Origin of the sequence: Pantoea sp. B65, from assembly GCF_047308185.1 — a bacterium.
GTDB lineage: Bacteria > Pseudomonadota > Gammaproteobacteria > Enterobacterales > Enterobacteriaceae > Erwinia.
In genome coordinates, this window is the sequence record NZ_JAHXPU010000015.1 from 358,784 (window position 1) to 383,358 (window position 24,575).

Below are 24,575 nucleotides of genomic sequence, written 5' to 3' on the forward strand. Positions count from 1 at the left end.
TGGCGAGCTAACTGGCGGCAACGATAATGCCGCTGATACCAGTAAACTAATCGGCCGGAATCTTACCGCTTTCATCTTCCTTTGCAATGGTTAATTTTAACGCAAACGTTAACGTATGGCATCTTACTTGCGCAGCAAGCGCTCAGGGGTAGAATAAGCGGCAATCTTGTTTTACTGCTGTATGAGAGTGCTATGAGCGATATCTTCGCCAATCCGGATCAAACCTTAGACGCGCTGGGCCTGCGCTGCCCGGAGCCGGTAATGATGGTGCGCAAAACCGTGCGCGTTATGCAGGAGGGAGAAACGCTGCTGATTATTGCCGATGATCCGGCGACCACCCGCGATATCCCCGGTTTTTGCCGCTTTATGGAACATACCCTGCTGGCACAGTCTGTTGATGCCGCGCCATATAAGTATCTGTTAAAAAAAGGCTTATAGCCGGACTTATCCCTGGCTGCGCGACGATGTTGCAGATAATCGCGTCTGCGGGCGGTATGGCTGCCGCCCGCAGAGAAGAGTGACCGGAACTATTTCTTCTGCAATAAGCGTAACGCATTCGCCGTGACCAGCGCGGTAGCCCCTGAATCGGCCAGTACCGCCAGCCACAAGCCGGTGATCCCCAGCAGCGTCGTCAGCAGGAATATCGCCTTCAGACCCAGCGCAATGGTGATATTTTGCCGGATATTGGCATGGGTGGCGCGCGACAGGCGAATCATCGCCGCCAGACCGGTCAGATGATTGTGCGTCAACGCGGCATCGGCGGTTTCCAGCGCCACATCGCTGCCGCCACCCATCGCAATGCCAATGGTGGCGGCTTTCATCGCCGGCGCATCATTAATCCCGTCACCGACCATTGCCACCGGTTGTTGCTGATTCAGCTCCGCCACCGCCTGAACTTTATCGGCCGGTAACAGACTGGCGCGGTAACCGATGCCCAGCTCAGCGGCAATCGCCGCCGCCGCCCGTGGGTTATCGCCGGTAAGCATAATGCTGTCAATCCCCAGCGCTTTCAGCTGGTTGATCGCCTGCAGGGCATCATCGCGCACACGGTCGCGCAGCGCAATCAGGCCAATTGGCTGCTGCTCTTCCAGCACCACGACGGTGGTTTTACCCGCGGACTCCAGTTCGGCAATTTTCGCCTGCCAGGCATCCGTCAGCTGGGTCAGTTTTGCCGGCGCGCTGATTAGCAGATGTCGCCCGTTGATACTGGCCTCGACGCCGCTGCCTGCCAGCGCCCGCTGTCCGCTGGCCAGCGGGATCGGCTGATTCAGCGTGGCGGCATGCGCCACAATGGCGCGCGCCAATGGATGCGATGAACCGGTTTCTACCGCAGCGGCTTTCAGCAGCAGGGCATTTTCATCCTCGCCGTTCAGCGCCACCACATCAGTGACCACCGGTTTGCCTTCCGTCAGTGTGCCGGTTTTGTCAAAGGCGATAGTGCGTACCGCACCAAGACTTTCCAGCGCCGCGCCGCCTTTAATCAGCGCGCCCCGGCGAGTGGCGGTCGCCAGTCCAGAGGTAATCGCCGCCGGAGTGGAGATCACCAGCGCACAAGGGCAGCCAATCAGTAATAGCGTCAGCCCTTTGTAGATCCAGGGTTGCCAGGCCGCAGCAAACAACAGCGGCGGGATCAGGGTAACCAGCAGCGCCAGCGCCATAATCGCCGGGGTGTAATAGCGGCTGAAGCGATCGAGGAAGCGTTCAATCGGCGCCCGACGCTGTTCGGCCTGTTCTATCAGATGCAGAATACGGTCAATGGCGCTTTCGCCACTGCGTGAGACCACTTCCATCTGTACCTGACGATCAACGCTGGTACAGCCTGCCGCCACTTTTTCCCCCTGCTGGCGTTCCACCGGCACTGACTCACCGGTCAGGGCGCTTTCATCAAAGCTGGCAAAGGCATCAAGCAGGCGGGCATCGGCGGGTAAGCGCGCCCCTGCCGCCACTTCAATAATATCGCCAGGGCGCAGCGTATCGACCGCCACCGTCTGGCGCTGGTCGCCGCGGATGCGCACGGCGGTGTCCGGTTTTAGCGCCATTAGCGCGCTAACGCCGCGGCGGGCACGGCTGGCCGCGAAAGACTCGAGGCGTTCGCCAACCAGAAACAGCAACAGCACCATTGCGGCTTCGGCGGTGGCGCCGATAAACAGCGCGCCAATGGCGGCAATGCTCATCAGGGTTTCAATGGCAAAAGGCGTGCCGCTACGCATTAACTGCACGGCTTTTTTACCGACCGGCCAGATACCCACCAGGGTGGTGGCGATAAATGCCATGCGTCCGCTGTTCTCATCAACGCTACTGAGTAGCCAGCTGGCCAGCATCAACAGGCTGAGCAGGATAATGGCGCGATTCTCTTGCCAGAAACTGGCGTCCGGCGCCGCGTTTTGGCCGCTCTGGCTACTCTTCAGAGTAAAGCCAGCCTGTTTTACCGCCTGCTCGACATCTTTGCTGATATCCGACCCGGCGTTAACCACCAGTTTTTCGGTGGCGTAAAGCACCCGGACCTCGTTCACCCCCGCAAGGCGGCTGACGGCGGTTTCGATTTTTCGTGCGCAGCTCGGGCAATCCATTCCGCTAACTTGCCAGCTAAAACGTTCGCCGGCAGGGGGCCTGTCGCCCTCGTCGTCGGGACTATCGCCCGATGCGCAGGCGCCATCCTGACAGCAGCTGGCCTCGACCGGCGCGGCGGAGAGCGTGGTGATTTTCTGGATAACCGGGCGTGCCGGTGTGGTGCTGCATGCCGGCTTTTTCGCCGCGTGGCGTTGGCCGCAGCCGCAGGAAGAGTGTTGATGCATAAAACCTCCCGAAGAGTCAGACAGCGGGCGATGCTGCCCGCCTGTCTCTGCATCCTACACTCTGGAGTCAACTCCAGAGTCAAGCATCAAATGCGAATTTTTCTCAACGGCTGCGGTTTTTTTACTGCCTACAGATAAAGTGAACGCACAATCATAAAGTGGCCCATAAAGTAACAGGCAGCGATAATGGCGCGATCGGCGCTGAAACGGCGGCGATAATGGCTGAAAAACCAGACTATGCTGGCCAGCAGCAGGAACAGGGTGCCCGCCAGCAGCGAGAAGCTGTAATCGGTGGGGTTGAAGAAATATTGTTCGGCCGTCAGCCATACCATCACCAGCGTCATACCAATAAAGGTACAGATCGGCCAGCGTAACTCTGCAAGGCGCGTCCAGATGGTGGCGATCAGCAGCGCACCGATAATCACCAGCGTCAGCGGAATCGGCCAGAAGAAGGCCAGCGTCATATGCCCGGCAAAGCTGATGGTATACAGCAGGTGCGAAAGGAAAAAGGCGCCAACCGCATACAGCATGCGCTGTTGCGGCAGTAGCGTCAGCGCATCGCCAATCAGCGTTGCCAGCAGGCCGAGTAAAATCAGATAACCGCTGGTGTTCAGCACTGGCGCCTGCCATGCCCAGGCCAGCAGCAGCAGCAGGGTCACCGGTTTGAATACCCAGCGTTGCCATTGTGGACCACGATATGATGCATCAACATACAGCCAGCCCGAAAAGAGCACGGCTAAAAAGGACCAAAGCATAAATTTATTCCTTTTTTTGCGGACTTATGTCTTTAAACATACAGTTAAATTCCCCTCAGGTCGATCTCAGTCCCGGTTATGGGCTGCAGATGTGACAATAGTAGCTATCTGGTTGTATGCTTTTGCCCGTTTTAAAATATTCAACCAGAAACCAGAGGAGCACGAGAGAAACATGAGCAAGCCACCGCTAATTTTTTTCATCGTACTGGCGATTATTGCCATTCTTGCCACGCGCCAGTTTATCAGGCAGCGGCGCGAAGTGGCGGTCAATGACGCCTCACCGCTACGCGTTATCCCGGTTGAAGTAAAGGCCAAACGGGAAGTCGCGGTATCGTCTCGCCGTTCGCGGCAACGTGAAGTGATACCGGTTGAAGACATGCGTTATGAAGCCTGGTTCCATCCCTTAAACGGCGCCGGTGATTTTAAGCTGGTGCTGAGTGCCGAAGATTATCATCAGATCGATAAGGGCGTGCGCGGGAAGCTGCAGGTGAAGGGATCGCGTTTTATTTGCTTTGTACCGACCTGATATTAACCCGGGAGGCGCCACACCTCCCGGTCATCGGCACTGACCGCGGCTATTTGGGATAGTGTTTTTTCTGCCACGCCAGCAGTTCAAATACGCCAAAAAAGAAGATTTTCGCCTGGGTCAACTTGCTGAGGGTTGGCCCGTCTTTGGGCTGGGTGGCGCGCAGCAGTACCAGCTGCAGGCCGTGCATTATCACCATAAAAATCAGAGCGATATCCACAAAGTACCTTAAGGGTTTGGGAAACGGCTGCAGCAGATTCAGCAGCAGAAAGGCCCATACGCACAGCATCAGTAAACGTCCCAGATTAAGCAGCATCATCATTCTCCTTGTTGATGGCCTGACGCACAAATAAACGATAGGCAACCTGTCCGGCGATCTTCTCGCGGTGTAAGTGCCAGTTAGCCGGCACCGGCGGCATGCCGTTTTCTACTTCACTCTCCACATAAATCAGCGCGCCTTCCGCCAGCCAGTGGTGGCTTTCCAGCAGACTGAGCGTCTGCTCAAGCAGCCCTTTACGAAACGGCGGGTCGATAAACACCAGATCGTGCGGTTCACCGGGCTGCGCCAGCCAGCTTAGGGTATTGGTATTAATCACCCGGCCATGGGTCGCGCCGAGGGTGACCAGATTTTTTTCCAGTTGTTGGGCAACCGGGCGCTCCAGCTCTAACAGCGTGGCGGAGGCAGCATAGCGCGAGAGCGCTTCCAGCCCCAGTGCGCCGCTACCGGCAAAGCAGTCGAGACAACGCGCCTCGCGAATATCCGGCGCCAGCCAGTTAAACAGCGTTTCGCGCACCCGATCGGTGGTGGGGCGCAAGCCGGCGCTGTCCGGCACCGGCAGTTTGCGGCCGCGCCACTGGCCGCCAATAATGCGAATCTGTCCGGCGCCACCGCTGCGGGGTTTTTTATTCATCGTAATCAAGTCCGTAATAATTTGTTGCGTAGTTTAACGGGCTAATCAGGTTGAGGAAACGTTAAAAAGGGTGCTGGTGTTGCCCTGCATGGAAAGTGTTAGACTAAGGGATTCATTATCAGGTTATTTTCGCATTAGTCTCATAACCCTGGGCGCGCGGTCGACCGGGTTTTAGCCATCGAGGAGTGTGGTTGCACAATGGCAAAAGATAAAAAACGTGGCTTTTTTTCCTGGCTGGGACTGGGACGTGATGAGGCGTCAGCGCAGCAGGAGGAGCAAAAAGAGACGTTACAGGAGCAGCAGCCGGTAGTAGAAAATGCTGCGGATGCCGCAACGCTGCCGTCGTCAGACGCTGAGGCACACACCCCGGAACAGGTTGCTGAAGAGATTGTCGCTGTGACTGAGACGCTGGCGCAAGAGATGCACAGCGCAACGCAGCCCGCCGCAGTCGGGCCGCAGAGTGAACCTGAGATGCCGATCGCCGAAGAGGATCCGGTGCCGGCTGCTGCTGAAGAGTGGCTGCCGGAAGAGTCGGCGCCTGAACCAGAAGAGACGGTAGCGATCCCGGCGCTGGCAGAACAGGAGCGTCCGACCAAAGAGGGCTTCTTTGCCCGCCTGAAACGCAGCCTGGTAAAAACCCGCCAGAATCTCGGTTCAGGATTTATCGGATTGTTTCGCGGTAAGAAGATCGACGACGATCTGTTTGAACAGCTGGAAGAGCAGCTGCTGATCGCCGATGTCGGGGTGGAAACCACGCGGCGCATTATTACCAACCTGACGCAGCAGGCGAACCGTAAGCAGTTGCGCGATGCCGAAGCGCTATATGGTTTGCTGAAAAGCGAGATGTCGCAAATTCTGGCGAAAGTGGAAGCGCCGCTGGATGTCAGCGGTAACAGCCCGTTTGTTATTCTGATGGTGGGGGTTAACGGCGTCGGTAAAACCACCACTATCGGCAAGCTGGCGCGCCAGTTCCAGGCGGAAGGCAAATCGGTGATGCTGGCGGCAGGGGATACCTTCCGCGCCGCCGCGGTTGAACAGTTACAGGTGTGGGGCCAGCGCAACAATATTCCGGTGATTGCCCAGCAGACCGGCGCCGACTCCGCCTCGGTTATTTTTGATGCGATTCAGGCGGCAAAAGCGCGCCGTGCCGATGTGCTGATTGCGGATACCGCCGGTCGTCTGCAGAACAAATCGCACCTGATGGAAGAGTTGAAGAAGATCACCCGCGTGATGAAGAAGCTGGATGACGCGGCGCCACACGAAGTGATGCTGACCATTGATGCCAGTACCGGGCAGAATGCGATTAGTCAGGCTAAATTGTTCCATGAGGCGGTAGGTCTGACCGGGATTACCCTGACGAAGCTGGACGGCACGGCGAAAGGCGGGGTGATTTTCTCGGTCGCAGATCAGTTTAATATTCCAATTCGTTACATCGGCGTTGGTGAAGGTATTGAAGATTTGCGGTCATTTAAGGCCGACGATTTTATTGAGGCACTGTTTGCCCGAGAGGACTAATTAGGATGATTCGCTTTGAAGAGGTCAGTAAGGCTTATCTCGGCGGTCGGCAAGCGCTGCAGGGGGTAGATTTCCATCTGCGTCCGGGAGAAATGGCGTTTCTGACCGGGCATTCCGGGGCGGGGAAAAGTACCTTGCTGAAGCTGATTTGTGGCATTGAGCGGCCAAGCGCCGGGCAGATCTGGTTTGGCGGTCATGATATTAGCCGTCTGAAAAGCCGCGAAGTACCGTTTTTGCGTCGTCAGATCGGCATGATTTTTCAGGATCATCATCTGCTGATGGATCGCACCGTGTATGACAACGTGGCTATCCCACTGATTATTGCCGGCGCCAGCGGGGAAGATATTCGTCGTCGCGTGTCGGCGGCGCTGGATAAAGTGGGCCTGCTCGACAAAGCGAAGAGTTTCCCGATTCAACTCTCTGGTGGTGAACAGCAGCGGGTCGGCATTGCCCGTGCGGTGGTTAACAAACCTGTGGTGCTGCTGGCGGATGAGCCGACCGGTAACCTTGATGAAGCACTGTCAGAAGATATTTTGCGTCTGTTTGAAGAGTTTAACCGTGTGGGCGTGACGGTACTGATGGCCACTCATGATATGGGGCTGATTGCGCAGCGTGATTATCGCGTTATGTCGCTGAGTCAGGGACGACTGCACGGAGGCCGCTATGGTGAATAAACGTAATAAGCGCGCGCCGGCGCCGACGAAGAGCAAACAGCCGTCGAAAAGTCGGGCGCTGAAGGGCGGCTGGCAGGAGCAGTGGCGTTATGCGCTGCACGGTTCGCTGTCTGATATGTGGCGTCAGCCGCTGGCGACGCTGTTGACGGTGATGGTGATAGCCATCTCGCTGACGCTGCCCAGTGTCTGCTATATGGTGTGGAAGAACGTCAGTCAGGCGGCCGATCAATGGTATCCGGCGCCCCAGCTGACGGTGTATCTCAGCAAAACGCTGGATGATACCGCCGCCGAAAATGTGATTGCGCAGCTGAAAAAAGAGGACGGCGTCGACAAGGTTAACTATCTGTCACGCGAAGAGGCGATGGGTGAGTTCCGCAACTGGTCGGGCTTTGGTGGTTCGCTGGATCTGCTGGAGCAGAATCCGCTGCCGGCGGTGGCGATTATCACGCCGAAAATGAACTTCCAGAGTTCCACTACGATGCAGAGCCTGCGCGATCGGGTGGCGGCGGTGCAGGGCGTTGAAGAAGTGCGCATGGATGACAGCTGGTTTGCCCGCCTGGCGGCGCTTACCGGGCTGGTGGGGCAGGTAGCGGCGATGATCGGCGTGCTGATGATTGTGGCGGTGTTCCTGGTGATTGGTAATAGCGTGCGGCTGAGTATCTTTGCCCGCCGTGACACCATTAACGTGCAGAAACTGATTGGCGCCACTGACGGCTTTATCCTGCGTCCGTTTCTGTATGGCGGCGCGCTGTTAGGTTTTAGCGGCGCGTTGCTGTCACTGATCCTGTCGGAAGTGCTGGTGCTGCGGCTGGAATCGGTGGTGACTCAGGTAGCATCGGTGTTTGGCACCACCTTTAATCTCAGCGGGTTATCCTGGGATGAGAGCCTGCTGTTATTGCTGATTTCGGCGATGATTGGCTGGATCGCCGCCTGGCTGGCGACGGTACAACATTTACGTCGATTTACGCCCCAGTAACCCCCGGCAACGTTTTTTGTTATAATCTTCCTCTGCTGCGAGAGAATGTGCCGCAGAGGAAGCGCTCCTCAATTGCCCCTTCTGCGTCATCGCCAGGATCTTCACTAAACTGTCAGAGGTGTGTAAAATATGCACCGATGGAATGAACTTGTGGATAACTTTATCGTCGAACCAGCACAGATTGCTTTCGATTTCCGCAGGTAATTCACGTAGTGTACGGGGTGGCGCGAAGGGATCGCGCAGCAACATGGCATACACATATGAGAGGGTTTGAATGACAAAAGAAATGCAAACTTTAGCTATCGCACCTTTGGGTAACCTGGAATCCTATATTCGGGCTGCCAACGTCTGGCCGATGCTGTCGGCAGAAGAAGAGAAGGCGCTTGCTGAACGGCTGCATTACCAGGGCGATCTGGATGCGGCTAAGACGCTGATCCTGTCTCACCTACGCTTTGTTGTTCATGTCGCTCGTAACTATTCGGGTTACGGACTGCCACAGGCGGATTTGATTCAGGAAGGTAATATCGGCCTGATGAAAGCGGTGCGTCGCTTTAACCCTGAAGTGGGCGTGCGTCTGGTGTCGTTCGCGGTACACTGGATTAAAGCTGAGATCCACGAATACGTGCTGCGCAACTGGCGTATCGTGAAGGTCGCCACCACTAAAGCACAGCGTAAGCTGTTCTTTAACCTGCGTAAAACCAAGCAGCGTCTGGGCTGGTTTAACCAGGATGAAGTGGAAATGGTCGCGCGTGAACTGGGGGTAACCAGTAAAGACGTACGCGAAATGGAATCGCGTATGGCCGCGCAGGATATGACCTTTGATTTGTCGTCGGAAGATGAATCCAGCGAAGGCAAATCTATGGCGCCGGTGCTTTATCTGCAGGATAAAACCTCTGACTTTGCCGACGGCATTGAAGAGGATAACTGGGAAAACCACGCTGCCGATAAACTGAGCGATGCGATGCTGGGTCTGGATGAGCGTAGCCAGCATATTATCCGTGCACGCTGGCTGGATGACGACAATAAAACCACTTTGCAGGAACTGGCCGATCAGTACGGGGTTTCCGCCGAGCGCGTTCGTCAGCTGGAAAAGAACGCCATGAAGAAATTACGCATGGCGATCGAAGCCTAATCTGCAGGCGCGACAGCGTAAGGGCGGCATTTATGCCGCCCTTACTGTTTTAAAACCCACCCGCGATCCAGCCATCTGACTGACGGCGAAAACCACAGATCTGCATAAAGGCGGCAATCACCGCTGGCGGCTGATCGCCATCCTGCGCAATCCACCAGTGGCTAATTGCCGGATTTTGCGCCAGGGTCTCTTCAAGTAAATACTGGCCGACGCCACGGCGGCGCGTTACTTCCCGCACCTGCAAATCATAAAGCTTACCCCTGGTGCCGCTGATCTCCAGTCGCAGTGCGCCCAGCAGCCGATCGTTAAAACGCGCAGCAAACAGTTGATGCTGTTCATCCAGCCCACGCTCCAGCGCGGCGATATCTTTTCCCGGCCACACTTTGCCCAGATCCAGACGATCCTGGGCGCTGAATTGTTGCAGCCGTATGATGGTCAGTTTCATTTATCCCACCTGTTGCGTAGTAAAGGCATATTGTAGCGAATTTGTGTCTCAGGGGACGTGTAACTTTTCCTGAGCCAAAACGACGCGATCTGTTTTTGATGTGCGCCATTCCCGGAGCAAAAAGTCAGCTTACGACTATATTGACAGCACAACTCGCTGGATTTGTGGCTATAATGCCATCAATAGTGCCAGGTAATTGTGCTGTCGGACAGGCGAATTTCTGCATATGTCAGTTGATTTACAGAAGAAAATTCCTGTTTAATAACCTGAAAAATAAAGCCTTATTACTAGAAAAAGCCGGTTTGTCTGCTAACTCTTTATTACCAAAAGAGTTTTTAAACAAAACCAGGCAAAAATAACCAGCAATCACACAACAAACAAAACAGATGGGGAAGTGCGGATGAAAATCAGTAAAGGTAGCGCGTTTCTGGCAGGTTGCGTTGCACTGGCTATGAGCCATGCCGCAATGGCAAAAGATATTAAAGTGGCCATTGTGGGGGCGATGTCCGGCCCGGTAGCGCAGTATGGCGATATGGAATTCACCGGTGCCAAACAAGCCATCGCTGACATCAATGCCAAAGGCGGCGTAAACGGTGACAAACTGGTCGGCGTGGAATACGACGATGCCTGTGACCCGAAACAAGCGGTCGCGGTGGCTAACAAAGTGATTAACGATGGCATCCGTTATGTTATCGGTCACCTGTGCTCCTCATCTACCCAACCGGCTTCTGATATCTATGAAGATGAAGGCGTGGTGATGATCACCCCGGCGGCGACGGCGCCGGACCTGACCACCCGTGGTTACAAACTGGTGATGCGTACCACTGGTCTCGATTCCGATCAGGGGCCAACCGCAGCCAAATATATCCTCAGCGAAATCAAACCACAGCGTATTGCCGTGGTGCATGATAAGCAGCAGTACGGCGAAGGCCTGGCGCGCTCGGTACAGGACAGCCTGAAAAAATCTGGCGGCAATGTGGTGATGTTTGAAGGTGTCACCGCCGGTGATAAAGACTTCTCCACCCTGGTGGCCCGTCTGAAGAAAGAGAATGTCGATTTTGTTTACTTCGGCGGCTACTACCCGGAAATGGGGCAGATTCTGCGTCAGGCACGTGCTGCTGGCCTGAAAACCCAGTTTATGGGACCAGAGGGCGTGGGCAACTCTTCGCTGTCTAATATCGCCGGTGCGGCTTCTGAAGGCATGTACGTAACCTTGCCAAAACGCTATGACCAGGTTCCGGCCAACAAACCTATCGTGGATGCGCTGAAAGCGAAGAAACTGGATTCAACTGGCCCGTTTGTCTGGACTACCTATGCCGCGCTGCAGTCACTGACTACCGCGATGGAACGTAGCAAAAGCCAGGATCCGGCCGCTATCGTGAAAAACCTGAAGGAAGGCCAGCCGGTAGCAACGGTAATGGGCGACCTGAGCTGGGATGCGAAGGGCGACCTGAAAGGCTTTGAGTTTGGTGTATTCAAGTGGCATGCAGACGGCACTTCCACTGCGGTGAAGTAAGCCAGGCGTCTGACCGCGGGCGGCATTAATGCCGCCCCTACGGCATTCCCGGGAGCCATTAATGGCTCCCGCTTATCATGCTATACAGGCGTTTTTGTACCTTCCGCTATGGAGCGGATTTGTAAGGTAATAAGGTATGTCCGAGCAGTTTCTTTACTTCCTGCAGCAAATGTTCAACGGCGTGACGTTGGGCAGCACCTATGCGCTGATTGCCATTGGTTACACCATGGTTTACGGCATTATTGGCATGATTAACTTTGCTCACGGCGAAGTGTATATGATCGGCAGTTACGTCTCTTTTATTGTCATCGCGGCGCTGATGATGATGGGGATTGATGTCGGCTGGATCCTGATTGGCGCCGGTTTCATTATGGCGATTGTGATCGCCAGCGCCTATGGCTGGAGTATTGAACGTGTGGCCTATAAGCCGGTGCGTTCCTCCAAGCGTCTGATCGCGTTGATCTCCGCCATCGGGATGTCGATATTTTTGCAAAACTACGTCAGCCTGACGCAAGGCTCGCGCGATCTGGCGCTGCCAAGCCTGATTACCGGCCAGTGGACGCTGGGTGAGAGCAACGGCTTTGCCGCCACCATCTCCACCATGCAACTGGTGATTTGGTCGGTTACTTTCCTCGCGATGCTGGCACTCACGGTATTTATTCGCTATTCCCGCATGGGCCGCGCCTGTCGTGCCTGTGCTGAAGATCTGAAAATGGCCAGCCTGCTGGGGATTAACACTGACCGGGTGATCTCGCTGACCTTTGTGATTGGCGCGGCGATGGCGGCCGTGGCTGGCGTGTTGCTGGGTCAGTTCTATGGTGTGATTAACCCCTATATCGGTTTTATGGCCGGGATGAAAGCATTTACCGCTGCGGTACTGGGCGGCATTGGCAGTATCCCTGGCGCGATGGTGGGGGGGCTGATTCTGGGTATCGCTGAAGCGCTGACTTCCGCTTACCTCAGTACCGAATATAAAGATGTGGTTTCCTTCGCGCTGCTGATTGTGGTGCTGCTGGTGATGCCAACCGGTATCCTGGGCCGTCCGGAGGTTGAGAAAGTATGAAACAGCTTAATCTGGTCAACGCCATTGTCTCGGCGTTGATGCTGCTGATTCTGGCTGCCTTTTTTATGGGGATGCGCCTGAACCTCGACGGCACCCATCTGGTAGTGAATAACGCCGGCAGCGTGCGCTGGAACTGGATTGCCGTCGGGTGTGCGGTGGTGTTTTTATTCCAGTTACTGCGCCCGGCGTTCCAGAGCGGCCTGAAGAAAATCTCCGGTCCGTCTTTTGTGCTGCCGAGCTTTGACGGTTCTACGCCAAAGCAGAAGCTGCTGGCGCTGGTGCTGATTGTCGCCGCGATTGTCTGGCCATTTGTGGTATCGCGCGGCACGGTGGATATCGCCACGCTGACGCTGATCTACGTGATGTTGGGTCTCGGTCTGAACGTGGTGGTGGGTTTATCCGGCCTGCTGGTACTGGGCTATGGTGGTTTCTACGCTATTGGCGCCTATACTTTTGCGTTACTGAACCACTACTACGGCCTTGGTTTCTGGCAGTGTCTGCCGCTGGCGGGGCTGGTATCGGCGCTGTTTGGCCTGCTGCTCGGTTTCCCGGTATTGCGTCTGCGCGGTGACTATCTGGCGATTGTCACCCTCGGCTTCGGTGAAATTGTGCGTATCCTGCTGCTGAATAATACCGAACTTACCGGCGGGCCAAATGGTATCAGTCAGATCCCGAAACCGACTTTCTTTGGTCTCGAATTTAACCGCAGCGTGCGCGATGGCGGCTGGGATACTTTCCATAATTTCTTTGGCCTTGAGTACGACCCGGGCGACCGCATCATCTTCCTGTATATGGTGGCGATACTGCTGGTGCTGCTGACGCTGTTTGTGATTAATCGCCTGCTGCGTATGCCGCTGGGACGTGCGTGGGAAGCGCTGCGTGAAGATGAGATTGCCTGTCGTTCGCTGGGGTTAAGCCCGCGTCGCATCAAGCTGACCGCCTTTACCATCAGTGCCGCCTTTGCTGGTTTTGCCGGTACGCTGTTTGCCGCGCGCCAGGGGTTTGTCAGCCCGGAATCTTTCACCTTCGCCGAGTCAGCGTTTGTGCTGGCGATTGTGGTACTGGGTGGCATGGGTTCACAGTTTGCGGTGATTCTGGCGGCGATACTGCTGGTGGTATCACGTGAAATGATGCGAGACCTCAACGAATACAGCATGTTAGTGCTGGGTGGTTTGATGGTGCTGATGATGATCTGGCGTCCGCAGGGATTATTGCCAATGCAGCGTCCGCAGTTGAAGTTAAAGCATGATGGCAAAGGAGAGCAGGCATGAGTCAGCCTTTGTTAGCCGTAGATGGCCTGATGATGCGCTTTGGCGGCCTGCTGGCCGTCAACAATGTAAAGCTGGAACTGCATCCGCAAGAGATCGTTTCGCTGATTGGCCCGAACGGTGCGGGTAAAACCACGGTGTTTAACTGCCTGACGGGGTTCTACCGCCCGACCGGCGGCAGCATTAAGCTGCGCGATCAGCACCTTGAAGGTTTGCCAGGGCAGAAAATTGCCCGCATGGGTATCGTGCGTACCTTCCAGCACGTGCGCCTGTTCCGTGAAATGACGGTGATTGAAAATCTGTTAGTAGCGCAGCATCAGCATCTGAAAAGCGGTGTGTTTTCCGGCCTGCTGAAAACGCCGGCATTTCGTAAAAGCGAAAATGAGGCGCTGGAGCGCGCGGCCAGCTGGCTGCGACGCGTTGGTCTGCTGGAGCTGGCTAACCGTTCGGCGGGTAACCTTGCCTATGGCCAGCAGCGTCGGCTGGAAATTGCCCGCTGCATGGTCACGCAGCCGGAGATCCTGATGCTGGATGAACCGGCGGCCGGGCTGAACCCACGTGAAACGCACGAACTGGATGAGCTGATTGCCGAGTTGCGTGGCGAGCACAAAGTCTCGGTACTGTTAATTGAACACGATATGAAGCTGGTAATGGGAATTTCCGACCGCATTTATGTAGTCAATCAGGGAACGCCGCTGGCGAATGGCACACCGGAAGAGATCCGCAATAACCCGGATGTTATCCGCGCATATTTAGGTGAGGCGTAAGATGGCGAACCCGATATTAACGTTAAGCAACGTCAGTGCCCATTATGGCAAAATTCAGGCGTTGCATGATGTCAGTCTGCATATCAGTCAGGGGGAAATTGTGACCCTGATTGGCGCCAACGGGGCGGGGAAAACCACGCTGCTCGGCACTCTGTGCGGCGAGCCACGTGCTTCCAGCGGCAGCATCAGCTTTGATGGTAAGGATATTACCGACTGGCAAACGGCACGTATTATGCGTGAAGCGATCGCTATCGTACCGGAAGGGCGCCGCGTGTTCTCACGGATGACGGTGGAAGAGAATCTGGCAATGGGCGGATTCTTCGCCGAGCGGCAGCAGTATCAGCAGCGTATCCAGCGGGTTTATGAGCTGTTTCCGCGTCTGCTGGAGCGTCGCGTGCAGCGCGCCGGTACCATGTCCGGTGGTGAACAGCAGATGCTGGCGATTGGCCGCGCGCTAATGAGCCAGCCGCGTCTGCTGCTGCTGGATGAGCCATCGCTCGGTCTGGCGCCGATTATTATCCAGCAGATCTTCGATACCATTGAGCAGCTGCGTGCCGAAGGGATGACCATCTTCCTGGTCGAGCAGAACGCCAACCAGGCGCTGAAGCTGGCCGACCGTGGCTATGTGCTGGAAAACGGCCATGTGGTGCTGGAAGATACTGGTGATGCGTTGCTGGCGAATGAGGCGGTCAGAAGCGCTTATCTCGGCGGTTAATCTCTACAACGGGCGGCATAAATGTCGCCCCTGGCGATGCGCAGGGGCGGCGAGCGTGCTGCCCCTGTAACCCATCTTAGCGTCACTTCTCTGTCACACTGCCGTCATAAGACGTTTATCTCACTGTCATTTTTGCATGTCATGTTACTTCCCGAACATAAAATGCGTGAAATCGCGCGTAACAATCATGTCATGGGAAGCTGATATGTCATTTACCACATTTCGTCATACCGCACTGAGCATTGTGCTGGGGTTCGCGCTTACCGGCCATGCAGTGGCTGCAACCGACATCCCATTCTGGCACTCCATGGACGGCGAGTTAGGCAAAGAGGTTGATTCTCTGGCCCAGCGTTTTAACCAGGCTCATCCTGATTACAAAATTGTCCCGGTTTATAAAGGCAAATACGACCAGAGTCTGGCCGCAGGGATCGCGGCAGTGCGTACCGGCACGGCGCCTGCCATTTTACAGGTATATGAAGTGGGCACCGCGACCATGATGGCATCGAAAGCCATTAAGCCGGTGTATGACGTGTTTAAGGATGCCGGCATCGCTTTTGATGAATCACAGTTTGTGCCGACAGTTTCCGGTTACTACAGCGACGCAAAAACCGGCCATCTGATTTCCCAGCCGTTTAACAGCTCGACCCCGGTGCTGTACTACAACAAAGACGCGTTTAAAAAAGCCGGGCTGGATCCGGAACAGCCACCGAAAACCTGGCAGGATCTGGCCGACTACAGCGCCAAACTGCGTGCCGCCGGGATGCAGTGTGGCTATGCCAGCGGCTGGCAGGGCTGGATCCAGATTGAAAACTTTAGCGCCTGGCATGCTCTGCCGGTTGCCACGCGGAATAACGGCTTTAGCGGGACGGATGCGGTACTGGAGTTTAATAAACCGATCCAGGTACGCCATATCCAGCTACTGGCCGATATGAACAAGAAAGGTGATTTCACCTACTTTGGCCGCAAAGATGAGTCCACCGAGAAGTTCTATAACGGTGACTGTGCGATTACCACCGCCTCTTCCGGCTCACTGGCCGATATTCGCCACTACGCCAAATTTAACTACGGCGTTGGCATGATGCCTTACGACGCGACCGTACCAAACGCACCGCAAAACGCCATTATCGGCGGCGCCAGCCTGTGGGTGATGAAAGGTAAAGATGCCAATACCTACAAAGGCGTAGCGGAATTTATGCAGTTCCTCGCCCAGCCGGAAATTGCCGCGGAATGGCATCAGAAAACCGGTTATCTGCCGATTACCACTGCAGCCTATGAGCTGACGCGCAAATCCGGTTTCTATGATCAAAACCCGGGGTCGGATATCGCTACGCGCCAGATGCTGAATAAGCCGCCATTGCCTTATACCAAAGGGATGCGTTTAGGCAATATGCCGCAGATTCGTACCGTGGTGGATGAAGAACTGGAAGGCGTCTGGACCGGTAAGAAAACGCCGCAGGCAGCGCTGGATAACGCCGTTGAGCGTGGCAACCAGCTGCTGCGCCGCTTTGAGCAACAGGTTAAATAAAACCAACCGCGCGGGGCGCTTAACGGCGTCCCCTACGGAGGCGGCAGAGATGCCGCCTGAAATTCCCTTCAACGCCGAGCTAAACTATGTCCTCTGTTCGTCCCGGTTTTCGCACCAGCTGGCTCCCCTATCTGTTGGTCTTTCCGCAGCTGCTGATCACCGCCATCTTTTTTCTCTGGCCCGCCGGAGAAGCGCTGTGGTACTCGGTGCAGAGCGTCGATCCCTTTGGGTTATCCAGCCGTTTTGTCGGTCTGGCAAACTTCACGCAGCTGTTTAACGATGAATACTATCTGGCCTCATTCTGGACCACGCTGATCTTCAGCGGGCTGGTCACCGGCTGTGGCCTGTTGATCTCACTGTTTTTCGCCGCACTGGTCGATTATGTGCTGCGCCTGAAAGGTTTTTACCAGACCCTGTTACTGCTGCCTTACGCGGTGGCTCCGGCGATTGCCGCGGTGCTGTGGATGTTTCTGTTTAACCCCGGCCTTGGTCTGATCACCCATATGCTTGCCCTGCTCGGTTACAACTGGAACCATGCGCAGAATAGTGGTCAGGCGATGTTTCTGGTGGTGCTGGCTTCGGTCTGGCAGCAGGTAAGCTACAACTTCTTATTCTTCTTTGCCGCCCTGCAGTCGATCCCACGTTCGCTGGTTGAAGCCGCGGCGATCGATGGCGCCGGGCCGGTGCGCCGTTTCTTCTATCTGGCGCTGCCGCTGATCGCCCCGGTGAGTTTCTTCCTGCTGGTGGTGAATCTGGTCTATGCCTTTTTTGATACTTTCCCGGTGATTGATGCCGCAACCGCCGGTGGCCCGGTGCAGTCCACGACTACCCTGATTTACAAAATTTATCGCGAAGGCTTTACCGGCCTGGATCTCTCCTCATCGGCCGCCCAGTCGGTGGTACTGATGCTGCTGGTGATTGTGCTGACGGTGATCCAGTTCCGTTATGTCGAGCGTAAGGTGCGTTACCAATGATCGAAAACCGCCCCGGGCTGACCTTTTTCAGTCATACCATGCTGATCCTTGGCATTCTCACCATTCTGTTTCCACTGTATGTCGCCTTTGTCGCCGCCACGCTGGATAACGTTGAGATCTATCAGGTCCCCATGACGCTGATCCCCGGCGGCCATTTGTGGCACAACCTCAGCATCCTCTGGCATAACGGCGTCAGCAGCAACAGCGCGCCGATCGGCGTGTTGTTGCTGAACAGCACGATTATGTCGCTGGCGATCACCGCAGGAAAAATCAGCGTCTCCATGCTGTCGGCCTTTGCGCTGGTATGGTTCCGTTTCCCCCTGCGCAACTTCTTTTTCTGGATGATTTTTATCACCCTGATGCTGCCGGTCGAAGTGCGTATTTTCCCGACGGTGGAGGTGATCGCTAATCTGCATATGCTGGACAGTTACACCGGCCTGACGCTACCGCTGATGGCTTCGGCGACCGCCACCTTTCTGTTCCGTCAGTTCTTTATGTCGTTACCGGATGAGTTGCTGGAGGCGGCACGCATTGATGGCGCCAGCCCGATGCGCTTCTTCTGGGATATCGTGCTGCCGCTATCGAAAACCAATCTGGCGGCGCTGTTTGTCATCACCTTTATCTACGGCTGGAATCAGTATCTCTGGCCGATTTTGATTACCAGTGATACCAGCATGGGCACCGCAGTAGCGGGTATTCGCACCATGATCTCCAGCGGTGATGGATCCACCCAGTGGAATCTGGTGATGGCCGCAATGTTAATGACGTTAATCCCACCGGTGGTGGTGGTAATGGTAATGCAGCGCGCCTTTGTGCGTGGGCTGGTTGAGAGTGAGAAATAGCAGATGGCAGGTGTAAAACTTCAGGCGGTGACCAAATCCTACGACGGCAAAAACATGGTCATTCAGCCGCTCAATGTTACGATTAACGACGGCGAATTTATGGTGATGGTCGGCCCGTCCGGCTGCGGAAAATCGACGCTATTGCGTATGGTTGCCGGGCTGGAGCGCGTAACCAGCGGCGATATCTGGATTGATACCCAGCGCGTGACCGATCTGGAGCCGAAAGATCGCGGTATCGCGATGGTGTTCCAGAACTATGCGCTTTATCCGCATATGAGTGTGGAAGAGAATATAGCCTGGGGCCTGAAAATTCGTGGTATGGGTAAAGAGCAGATTCGCCAGCGGGTGCTGGAAGCCGCGCGCAGTCTGGAGCTGGATGCGCTGTTGCAACGCCGCCCGCGTGAGCTGTCCGGCGGCCAGCGCCAGCGTGTAGCGATGGGGCGGGCGATTGTGCGCGAACCGGCGGTGTTTTTATTTGATGAGCCGCTCTCCAACCTTGATGCGCGTCTGCGCGTGCAGATGCGTCTTGAATTGCAACTGCTGCATCGCCGGCTGAATACCACCAGTTTGTATGTTACCCACGATCAGGTTGAGGCGATGACTTTGGCGCAGCGGGTGATGGTGATGAACAAAGGGATCGTTGAGCAACTGGGAACCCCGGTTGAAGTCTATGAACGTCCGGCTACACGGTTTGTCGCCAGTTTTATTGGTGCGCCGTCAATGAACCTGCTGGAAGGCAGCGTCAATAGTCACGGTACCGGTTTTACGCTGTCACCGGGCTTTACGTTGCCACTTGCGCAGGCCAAAACGAAATGGGCGAATCGCCCGTTGACCCTGGGCGTGCGTCCGGAGCATATTCAGCTATCCGGGCGCGAAGCGGGCGGTATCCCGCTGGTGGTGGAGACGCTGGAGATGCTGGGCGCGGATAATCTGGCCCATGGCACATGGGGCGGTAACAGTGTAGTAGTGCGCCTGCCGCATGTGGAACGGCCGCCAGTCGGCAGCAGTTTATGGCTGCATCTGCCCGCCAGCGCGCTACACTTTTTTGATTCGATTACAGGAATGCGTCTGGAATGATAAATAAAGCCTGGCCCTATCCGGCGATTGTCGCCCATCGCGGCGGCGGTAAGCTGGCACCGGAAAATACCCTGGCGGCGATTGATGTCGGGGCGAGATATGGCCATAAAATGATCGAGTTTGATGTCAAACTGTCGCAGGATGCGCAGCCGTTTCTGCTGCATGACGATACCCTCGACCGTACCAGTAATGGCTGGGGGATTGCCGGCGAACAGCCGTGGGAAAAACTGCAGCAGCTGGATGCCGGCGGCTGGTTTAGCCGTGAGTTCCAGCATGAACCGCTGCCGTTGCTGAGCGACGTCGCGGCACGCTGCCAGCAACATCATATGATGGCGAATATTGAGATTAAGCCAACCAGCGGGCTGGATCAGCAAACCGGCACGGCGGTAGCGCTGGCGGCACGTGAACTGTGGCGCGGCCAAACGGCGCCGTTGCTGTCATCATTCTCGTATCAGGCATTAGCGGCGGCGCAGCTGGCGGCTCCCGAGCTGCCTCGCGGTCTGCTGCTTGATGAGTGGCAGGATAACTGGCAGGAATTAACGCGTGCGCTCGACTGCACCTCTATCCATCTGAATTACCGTTTGTTAAACCCGGAGCGTACCGCTGCGCTAAAAGCGGCCGGCTTATATATCCTGGTGTATACCGTTAATCAGACCGAACGTGCACGTGAGTTACTGAGCTGGGGTGTCGATGCCATCTGTACCGATCGCATCGACACCATCGGACCAAACTTCGCTTAAGGTTGTTGTGAAGTGCTGTTATTGCCCGGCTGCGTTTTGATAATGCGCTGCCGGGCACTGTCACGCTGCTCCTGCATTTTACGCTGTTGATCCTGGCTTTGACGTTGCTGGTCCTGTTTCAGTTTCAGAACCTGTTGCTGTTGGTCAGTCTGCATCTGCTGTTTCATCCGCTGCTGGCTTGGGTTATAGCCCGGCTGGTTCGGATCGCTGCTATTGTTCAGCATATTCGCCATACCGCTGCTGAGTGGTAACAGTGCGGCAAAAATAAGTAACCATCTTTTCATTATGCTTCCTCCATCAGGCAGATAATCCGCCGAATCTCCGTCATCTTGCTTAAGTTTAACTGCTCTGCCGGCGAATGAAGTCAGGAATCAGCTGAATTTGACTTTATATTCGCCTTTTTGCTTATCTGGTACAGACTTAACAGATGTAACCCCAATGTAAACAATCATAAAAAGGTGTGGCAGGATGATCAAAACCGGCACTATGCGACGTGTTTCCTGGTCGCTGATGGTATGTTTTTGTTTCTGGCAGGGCGCCAGTGCGGCGTCACCGCCATCCCCTCCGGTCTCCTACGGCGTCGATGCGGATAGTTTCCATCCGGTGAAAGATCGCCACGGGATGGTGGCGTCGGTAGATGCGCTGGCCACTCAGGTGGGGGTCGATATTCTGAAGCAGGGCGGCAACGCGGTGGATGCCGCGGTAGCGGTTGGCTTTGCCCTGGCGGTGACCCATCCGCAGGCCGGTAATCTTGGCGGCGGTGGCTTTATGCTGCTGCGTACTGCCGCGGGACGCGCCACCGCGATTGATTTCCGTGAAATGGCGCCGGTCAAAGCCAGCCGCGATATGTTCCTTGATGCGCAGGGCAATGCTGACAGTAAGCTGTCCCTGACCTCTCCTTTGGCTTCCGGCACTCCGGGTACCGTAGCCGGTCTGGCCTTAGCCGCGCGCAAGTACGGCACCCTGCCGCTCAGCCGTTTACTGCAACCCGCTATTGAACTGGCGCGTAATGGTTTTGTGGTCAATGACGCACTGGCCGATGATCTGAACACCTACGGCAAAGAGGTGCTGGTCAACCATGCCAATAGTAAGGCGATCTTTTATAAAGCCGACGGTACCCCCTATCAGAAAGGTGAACGTCTGGTGCAGCATAATCTGGCACGCAGCTTAGGGCTGATTGCCCGCGATGGGCCGGATGCCTTTTATAAAGGGGCGATTGCCGACGATATTGCCGGTGAAATGGCCCGGCATGGCGGGTTGCTGAGCAAAACCGACCTGGCGGCTTATCGCGCGGTGGAGCGCCAGCCGATTAGCGGCACTTACCGTGGTTATGAAGTGTTCTCGATGCCGCCACCTTCATCCGGCGGTATTCATATTGTGCAGATCCTGAATATCCTGGAAAACTTTGATCTGGCGAAAATGGGCTTCGGCAGCGCTGATGCGATGCAGGTGATGGCGGAGGCGGAGAAGTATGCTTATGCCGACCGCTCCGAATATCTCGGCGATCCGGATTTCGTTAAGGTGCCCTGGCAGGCGCTGACCAGTAAAGCGTACGCCAAATCACTGGCGGCGCAGATCAATGTTGCCAAAGCGCGTCCGTCGGCGGATATCAAACCCGGCAAGCTGGCGCCGTATGAAAGCAATCAAACCACCCATTTTTCGGTGGTGGATAAAGACGGCAATGCAGTAGCGGTGACCTATACCCTGAACACCTACTTCGGTAGCGGCATTGTGGCGGGTAATAGCGGCATTCTGATGAATAACGAAATGGATGATTTCTCGGCCAAACCGGGCACGCCAAATGTTTATGGGCTGGTTGGCGGTGAGGCCAATGCGGTGCAACCGTATAAACGTCCGTTGTCCTCCATGTCCCCCACTATTGTGGCAAAGGAGGGGAAAACCTGGCTGGTTACCGGTAGCCCGGGCGGTAGCCGTATTATCACTACGGTGCTGCAAATGGTGGTCAACAGTATCGATTTTGGGATGAATGTCGCCGAAGCGACCAATGCACCGCGTTTTCATCATCAGTGGTTACCGGATCAGCTACGCGTGGAGAAAGGTTTTAGTCCGGATACCTTGCGGCTGCTGGAAAGTAAAGGGCAGCATGTGAAGGTGCAGCCAGCGATGGGCAGCACTCAGAGCATTATGATTGGCCCGGATGGTATGCTGTATGGGGCGTCGGATCCACGTTCAGTGGGCGATTTAACCGCGGGTTATTGATAGGGGGCGGCATTGATGCCGCCCGGTGCTCAATGCCTCAGGCCTGCCGCTTTAACTGATGCTCATCCAGTGCGGCATTAAACGCCTCTGGCTGCCATTTCTCCGTCAGCGCCAGCCGTAACAGCTGCTGCTGCGTCATCGGCGCCAGCCCGCTGGAAGGAGGATCGGTATCCAGATTGGTCGGGAAGGAATAGCCTTCTCCCGCCGCTGCGATAACCGCGTTTAGCTCCGCTTCCGGCAGCGTCCGTAAACGTAGCGCCGGATAAATCTGTTTCAGCACGGTGATATAATTGACTTTTTCCATCGCTTTACCAAAGCTGGAGGAGACCTGCAGCAGGTTGGCGGTGCGGATATGGTCATGGGTGAGGTTATTGCCTGCCGCATGGAACAGCGCCGGATTGAAAAATAGTCCATCGCCTTTTTCCAGTGGTAACTGAATGGCGTGCTGCCGGAAGTAGTCGATAAACTGCGGATCGCGCCACGCCAGATAACCCGCCTGATACTGATGTGACCATGGCAATAACTGGGTGGGCCCGGATTCGATCGGCATATCGCTATGGGCAATCGCCCCCTGTAATGTCAGATACTGTGACAGAATCTGCAATGGCAACGGGAAGCGTTTCACTACTTCATTCTGCTGAAAACCAAGGTGATAATCCCGATGCGGCTGCTGGGCTTTACCCCCCGGACGCACCTGATTTACCTGCGCGGTGATCTGATAACCGGGGCCGAGCCAGGCCTCACAAATCAGCGCCAGCAACGGGTTGGCATAGTAGTCGATAAATGCATCCGCATCCCGTACGGCAACTTTTTGCAGCGCATTCCAGATGCGGCCATTGTTGCCGGCGGCGGCAAAGTGATCGGCTCCGCTATTGCTGGCAGCTTCAGCCGACAAAATTTGCTCAAACAGGGCGCTGTTGCGATCGATAATCTGCTTATCCGGGTACATCCCTTTGATCACCAGTACCCCTGGCCCTGCGGACAGTGCGCGATGCAGTTCGCTCAGCAGCGCCTGAGGCTGGCTGCTGGCGGCTGTTAGCAGATCGCGACGCTGATAGATCAGCACGTTGAGGGCTACGTCACTGGCCAGCGGCCAGTCTTTTTTATCCGTGGATTGCGCGCAGAGGGTGGCGAAATCATCCAGCGACAGCTGGCTTTCATCGAAAAAAATCTGAGACATGGCAGGCTCCTTTAAGGTACTAAGGCATTAAGTGGCTGAGGTGAACCGATATCGCTACAGCCAATCACCCCCTGGTCAAAATCGATAACTGAGCCGGTCATCATTCCCGACTCGCCTGACAACAGAAATGCAACGCCCCGCGCCACTTCTCGTGGTTTCAGCAAACGACCAAACGGCTGTTCGCGCTCGGCTTTTTCCAGCCAGCCATCGCTGGCCTGATGGTACTGGCGTTGGATCTCATCCTCGTGCGGGGTATCCATCCAGCCAATATTCAGTCCGTTGACGCGGATACGGTTACGCATGGCGCTGAAGGCGACATTTTTGGTCAGGGTGATTAAGGCGCCTTTTGAGGCGGCATAGGCGGTCAGGAAGCTCTGTCCGCCATGGGCGGTCATGGTGATGATATTGACAATGCTGCCTTCGACCTGTTTTTTCAGCATCAGGCTAATCGCCGCCTGCATCAGGAAAAAGGGGGCGCGGACATTGACGGCAAAAATGGCATCGAACAGGGCGGGTGAGGTATCAAGAATGGTGCCGCGATCCGACATGCCCGCGCAGTTCACCAGACCATGCAGGGTGCCGAAGTGTTGTTCAGCGGCGGCAATAACCTGCTCGCATTGCCGGGGATCGGAGATGTCTGCCGGCACAAACCTGGCTTCGCAGCCCAGCGTCTGCAGCCGGTCCGCTTGTGCTGCGCCAGCCGACGCGTTGCGACCACAAATGATAATGCCTCTGGCGCCGCGTTCGGCCAGTAGCTGGGCAACGGCAGCGCCGAGCCCCTGGGTTCCACCCGTTACGACATAAACTTTATCGTGGAAAAACTCTATGTTATTCACAGGCATAATTAGCGAACCTTTATTTTAATCGGGTAAGAGGTATCTGGGGTATGACGCTTGCTCTGGTTGACATTAGCATCTACATTTGTTTAACAAAATGGCAATAAGACCTCAAAAAAGCCT

General features: G+C 55.6%; 26 protein-coding genes. 17 read left to right on the top strand and 9 right to left on the bottom strand.

Annotation, left to right across the window (positions count from 1 at the left end):
- The first annotated feature begins 192 nt into the window (after positions 1–192).
- Entirely contained in the window at positions 193–438 is a 246-nt protein-coding gene (gene tusA, locus JWF83_RS04505; protein ID WP_413648985.1) for a sulfurtransferase TusA, read from the top strand.
- A gap of 89 nt (positions 439–527) precedes the next feature.
- Here tusA and JWF83_RS04510 read toward each other — a convergent pair whose 3' ends face one another.
- Both JWF83_RS04510 and JWF83_RS04515 read right to left on the bottom strand, forming a co-directional pair.
- On the bottom strand, positions 528–2,795 hold the full coding sequence (locus JWF83_RS04510; protein WP_413648987.1) for a zinc/cadmium/mercury/lead-transporting ATPase: 2,268 nt from the start codon (positions 2,793–2,795) through the stop codon (positions 528–530).
- A gap of 128 nt (positions 2,796–2,923) precedes the next feature.
- Positions 2,924–3,550: a lysoplasmalogenase gene (locus JWF83_RS04515; RefSeq protein ID WP_413648988.1), complete on the bottom strand. Its 627-nt coding sequence runs from the start codon at positions 3,548–3,550 to the stop codon at positions 2,924–2,926.
- A 172-nt stretch (positions 3,551–3,722) separates the two neighbouring features.
- Between JWF83_RS04515 and JWF83_RS04520 the strand changes: the two genes are divergently transcribed.
- Positions 3,723–4,076 carry a DUF2500 domain-containing protein gene (locus tag JWF83_RS04520; protein ID WP_413648990.1) on the top strand — a complete coding sequence of 118 codons (354 nt, stop codon included), beginning with the start codon at positions 3,723–3,725 and terminating at the stop codon, positions 4,074–4,076.
- A 49-nt stretch (positions 4,077–4,125) separates the two neighbouring features.
- On the opposite strand, the gene JWF83_RS04525 is transcribed toward JWF83_RS04520, so the two are convergent.
- The gene (locus JWF83_RS04525; protein ID WP_413649168.1) at positions 4,126–4,392 is read right to left on the bottom strand and encodes a DUF1145 family protein; all 267 of its coding nucleotides are present in this window, start codon (positions 4,390–4,392) and stop codon (positions 4,126–4,128) included.
- Complete coding sequence (rsmD, locus tag JWF83_RS04530) at positions 4,382–4,987, bottom strand: 16S rRNA (guanine(966)-N(2))-methyltransferase (protein WP_413648992.1); 606 nt, start codon at positions 4,985–4,987, stop codon at positions 4,382–4,384. The genes JWF83_RS04525 and rsmD overlap by 11 nt, the downstream gene beginning before the upstream one ends.
- A 198-nt stretch (positions 4,988–5,185) precedes the next feature.
- Here rsmD and ftsY point away from each other — a divergent pair, with 198 nt between their 5' ends.
- Genes ftsY through ftsX form a run of 3 tightly spaced genes read left to right on the top strand, consistent with a single transcriptional unit; the run spans position 5,186 to position 8,152 of the window.
- The gene (gene ftsY, locus JWF83_RS04535) at positions 5,186–6,502 is read left to right on the top strand and encodes a signal recognition particle-docking protein FtsY (protein WP_413648993.1); all 1,317 of its coding nucleotides are present in this window, start codon (positions 5,186–5,188) and stop codon (positions 6,500–6,502) included.
- A gap of 5 nt (positions 6,503–6,507) precedes the next feature.
- Complete coding sequence (gene ftsE, locus JWF83_RS04540) at positions 6,508–7,176, top strand: cell division ATP-binding protein FtsE (RefSeq protein ID WP_413648995.1); 669 nt, start codon at positions 6,508–6,510, stop codon at positions 7,174–7,176.
- Entirely contained in the window at positions 7,166–8,152 is a 987-nt protein-coding gene (ftsX, locus tag JWF83_RS04545; RefSeq protein ID WP_413648996.1) for a permease-like cell division protein FtsX, read from the top strand. The genes ftsE and ftsX overlap by 11 nt, the downstream gene beginning before the upstream one ends.
- Here the strand turns inward: ftsX and JWF83_RS04550 are convergent.
- Positions 8,129–8,401 (bottom strand): hypothetical protein, encoded by a 273-nt coding sequence (locus JWF83_RS04550; RefSeq protein ID WP_413648997.1) that lies wholly within the window; start codon positions 8,399–8,401, stop codon positions 8,129–8,131. The two genes, ftsX and JWF83_RS04550, sit on opposite strands and share 24 nt — an antisense overlap.
- Before the next feature lie 25 nt (positions 8,402–8,426).
- Here JWF83_RS04550 and rpoH point away from each other — a divergent pair, with 25 nt between their 5' ends.
- Positions 8,427–9,284, top strand: coding sequence for an RNA polymerase sigma factor RpoH (rpoH, locus tag JWF83_RS04555; RefSeq protein WP_413648999.1), 858 nt, complete (start codon positions 8,427–8,429; stop codon positions 9,282–9,284).
- Positions 9,285–9,333: 49 nt separating this feature from the next.
- Here rpoH and panM read toward each other — a convergent pair whose 3' ends face one another.
- Complete coding sequence (gene panM / locus JWF83_RS04560) at positions 9,334–9,729, bottom strand: aspartate 1-decarboxylase autocleavage activator PanM (protein ID WP_413649000.1); 396 nt, start codon at positions 9,727–9,729, stop codon at positions 9,334–9,336.
- A 400-nt stretch (positions 9,730–10,129) separates the two neighbouring features.
- Here panM and JWF83_RS04565 point away from each other — a divergent pair, with 400 nt between their 5' ends.
- From JWF83_RS04565 to ugpQ, 10 genes are all read left to right on the top strand, one after another.
- Positions 10,130–11,245 (top strand): branched-chain amino acid ABC transporter substrate-binding protein, encoded by a 1,116-nt coding sequence (locus JWF83_RS04565; protein WP_413649002.1) that lies wholly within the window; start codon positions 10,130–10,132, stop codon positions 11,243–11,245.
- A gap of 136 nt (positions 11,246–11,381) precedes the next feature.
- Positions 11,382–12,308, top strand: coding sequence for a high-affinity branched-chain amino acid ABC transporter permease LivH (gene livH, locus JWF83_RS04570; RefSeq protein ID WP_413649003.1), 927 nt, complete (start codon positions 11,382–11,384; stop codon positions 12,306–12,308).
- Positions 12,305–13,579 carry a high-affinity branched-chain amino acid ABC transporter permease LivM gene (locus JWF83_RS04575; RefSeq protein ID WP_413649005.1) on the top strand — a complete coding sequence of 425 codons (1,275 nt, stop codon included), beginning with the start codon at positions 12,305–12,307 and terminating at the stop codon, positions 13,577–13,579. Before livH ends, JWF83_RS04575 begins: the two co-directional genes overlap by 4 nt.
- Positions 13,576–14,343: a high-affinity branched-chain amino acid ABC transporter ATP-binding protein LivG gene (gene livG / locus JWF83_RS04580; RefSeq protein ID WP_413649006.1), complete on the top strand. Its 768-nt coding sequence runs from the start codon at positions 13,576–13,578 to the stop codon at positions 14,341–14,343. Before JWF83_RS04575 ends, livG begins: the two co-directional genes overlap by 4 nt.
- A gap of 1 nt (position 14,344) precedes the next feature.
- Positions 14,345–15,058 (top strand): high-affinity branched-chain amino acid ABC transporter ATP-binding protein LivF, encoded by a 714-nt coding sequence (gene livF, locus JWF83_RS04585; protein WP_413649007.1) that lies wholly within the window; start codon positions 14,345–14,347, stop codon positions 15,056–15,058.
- A gap of 205 nt (positions 15,059–15,263) precedes the next feature.
- Positions 15,264–16,583 (top strand): sn-glycerol-3-phosphate ABC transporter substrate-binding protein UgpB, encoded by a 1,320-nt coding sequence (ugpB, locus tag JWF83_RS04590; protein ID WP_413649008.1) that lies wholly within the window; start codon positions 15,264–15,266, stop codon positions 16,581–16,583.
- Positions 16,584–16,669: 86 nt separating this feature from the next.
- Complete coding sequence (ugpA, locus tag JWF83_RS04595; protein ID WP_413649009.1) at positions 16,670–17,557, top strand: sn-glycerol-3-phosphate ABC transporter permease UgpA; 888 nt, start codon at positions 16,670–16,672, stop codon at positions 17,555–17,557.
- Positions 17,554–18,399: a sn-glycerol-3-phosphate ABC transporter permease UgpE gene (gene ugpE, locus JWF83_RS04600; RefSeq protein ID WP_413649011.1), complete on the top strand. Its 846-nt coding sequence runs from the start codon at positions 17,554–17,556 to the stop codon at positions 18,397–18,399. The genes ugpA and ugpE overlap by 4 nt, the downstream gene beginning before the upstream one ends.
- A gap of 3 nt (positions 18,400–18,402) precedes the next feature.
- On the top strand, positions 18,403–19,476 hold the full coding sequence (locus JWF83_RS04605; RefSeq protein WP_413649012.1) for a sn-glycerol-3-phosphate import ATP-binding protein UgpC: 1,074 nt from the start codon (positions 18,403–18,405) through the stop codon (positions 19,474–19,476).
- Positions 19,476–20,216 (top strand): glycerophosphodiester phosphodiesterase, encoded by a 741-nt coding sequence (gene ugpQ, locus JWF83_RS04610; RefSeq protein WP_413649169.1) that lies wholly within the window; start codon positions 19,476–19,478, stop codon positions 20,214–20,216. The genes JWF83_RS04605 and ugpQ overlap by 1 nt, the downstream gene beginning before the upstream one ends.
- On the opposite strand, the gene JWF83_RS04615 is transcribed toward ugpQ, so the two are convergent.
- The gene (locus JWF83_RS04615) at positions 20,213–20,500 is read right to left on the bottom strand and encodes a DUF2756 domain-containing protein (protein WP_413649014.1); all 288 of its coding nucleotides are present in this window, start codon (positions 20,498–20,500) and stop codon (positions 20,213–20,215) included. The genes ugpQ and JWF83_RS04615 overlap by 4 nt on opposite strands.
- A 184-nt stretch (positions 20,501–20,684) precedes the next feature.
- Here JWF83_RS04615 and ggt point away from each other — a divergent pair, with 184 nt between their 5' ends.
- Entirely contained in the window at positions 20,685–22,436 is a 1,752-nt protein-coding gene (ggt, locus tag JWF83_RS04620) for a gamma-glutamyltransferase (protein WP_413649015.1), read from the top strand.
- Between the two features lie 37 nt (positions 22,437–22,473).
- Here the strand turns inward: ggt and JWF83_RS04625 are convergent, their stop codons facing one another.
- Positions 22,474–23,616 carry a phytanoyl-CoA dioxygenase family protein gene (locus JWF83_RS04625; protein ID WP_413649017.1) on the bottom strand — a complete coding sequence of 381 codons (1,143 nt, stop codon included), beginning with the start codon at positions 23,614–23,616 and terminating at the stop codon, positions 22,474–22,476.
- An 11-nt stretch (positions 23,617–23,627) separates the two neighbouring features.
- The gene (locus JWF83_RS04630; RefSeq protein WP_413649018.1) at positions 23,628–24,458 is read right to left on the bottom strand and encodes an SDR family oxidoreductase; all 831 of its coding nucleotides are present in this window, start codon (positions 24,456–24,458) and stop codon (positions 23,628–23,630) included.
- Positions 24,459–24,575 lie beyond the last annotated feature (117 nt).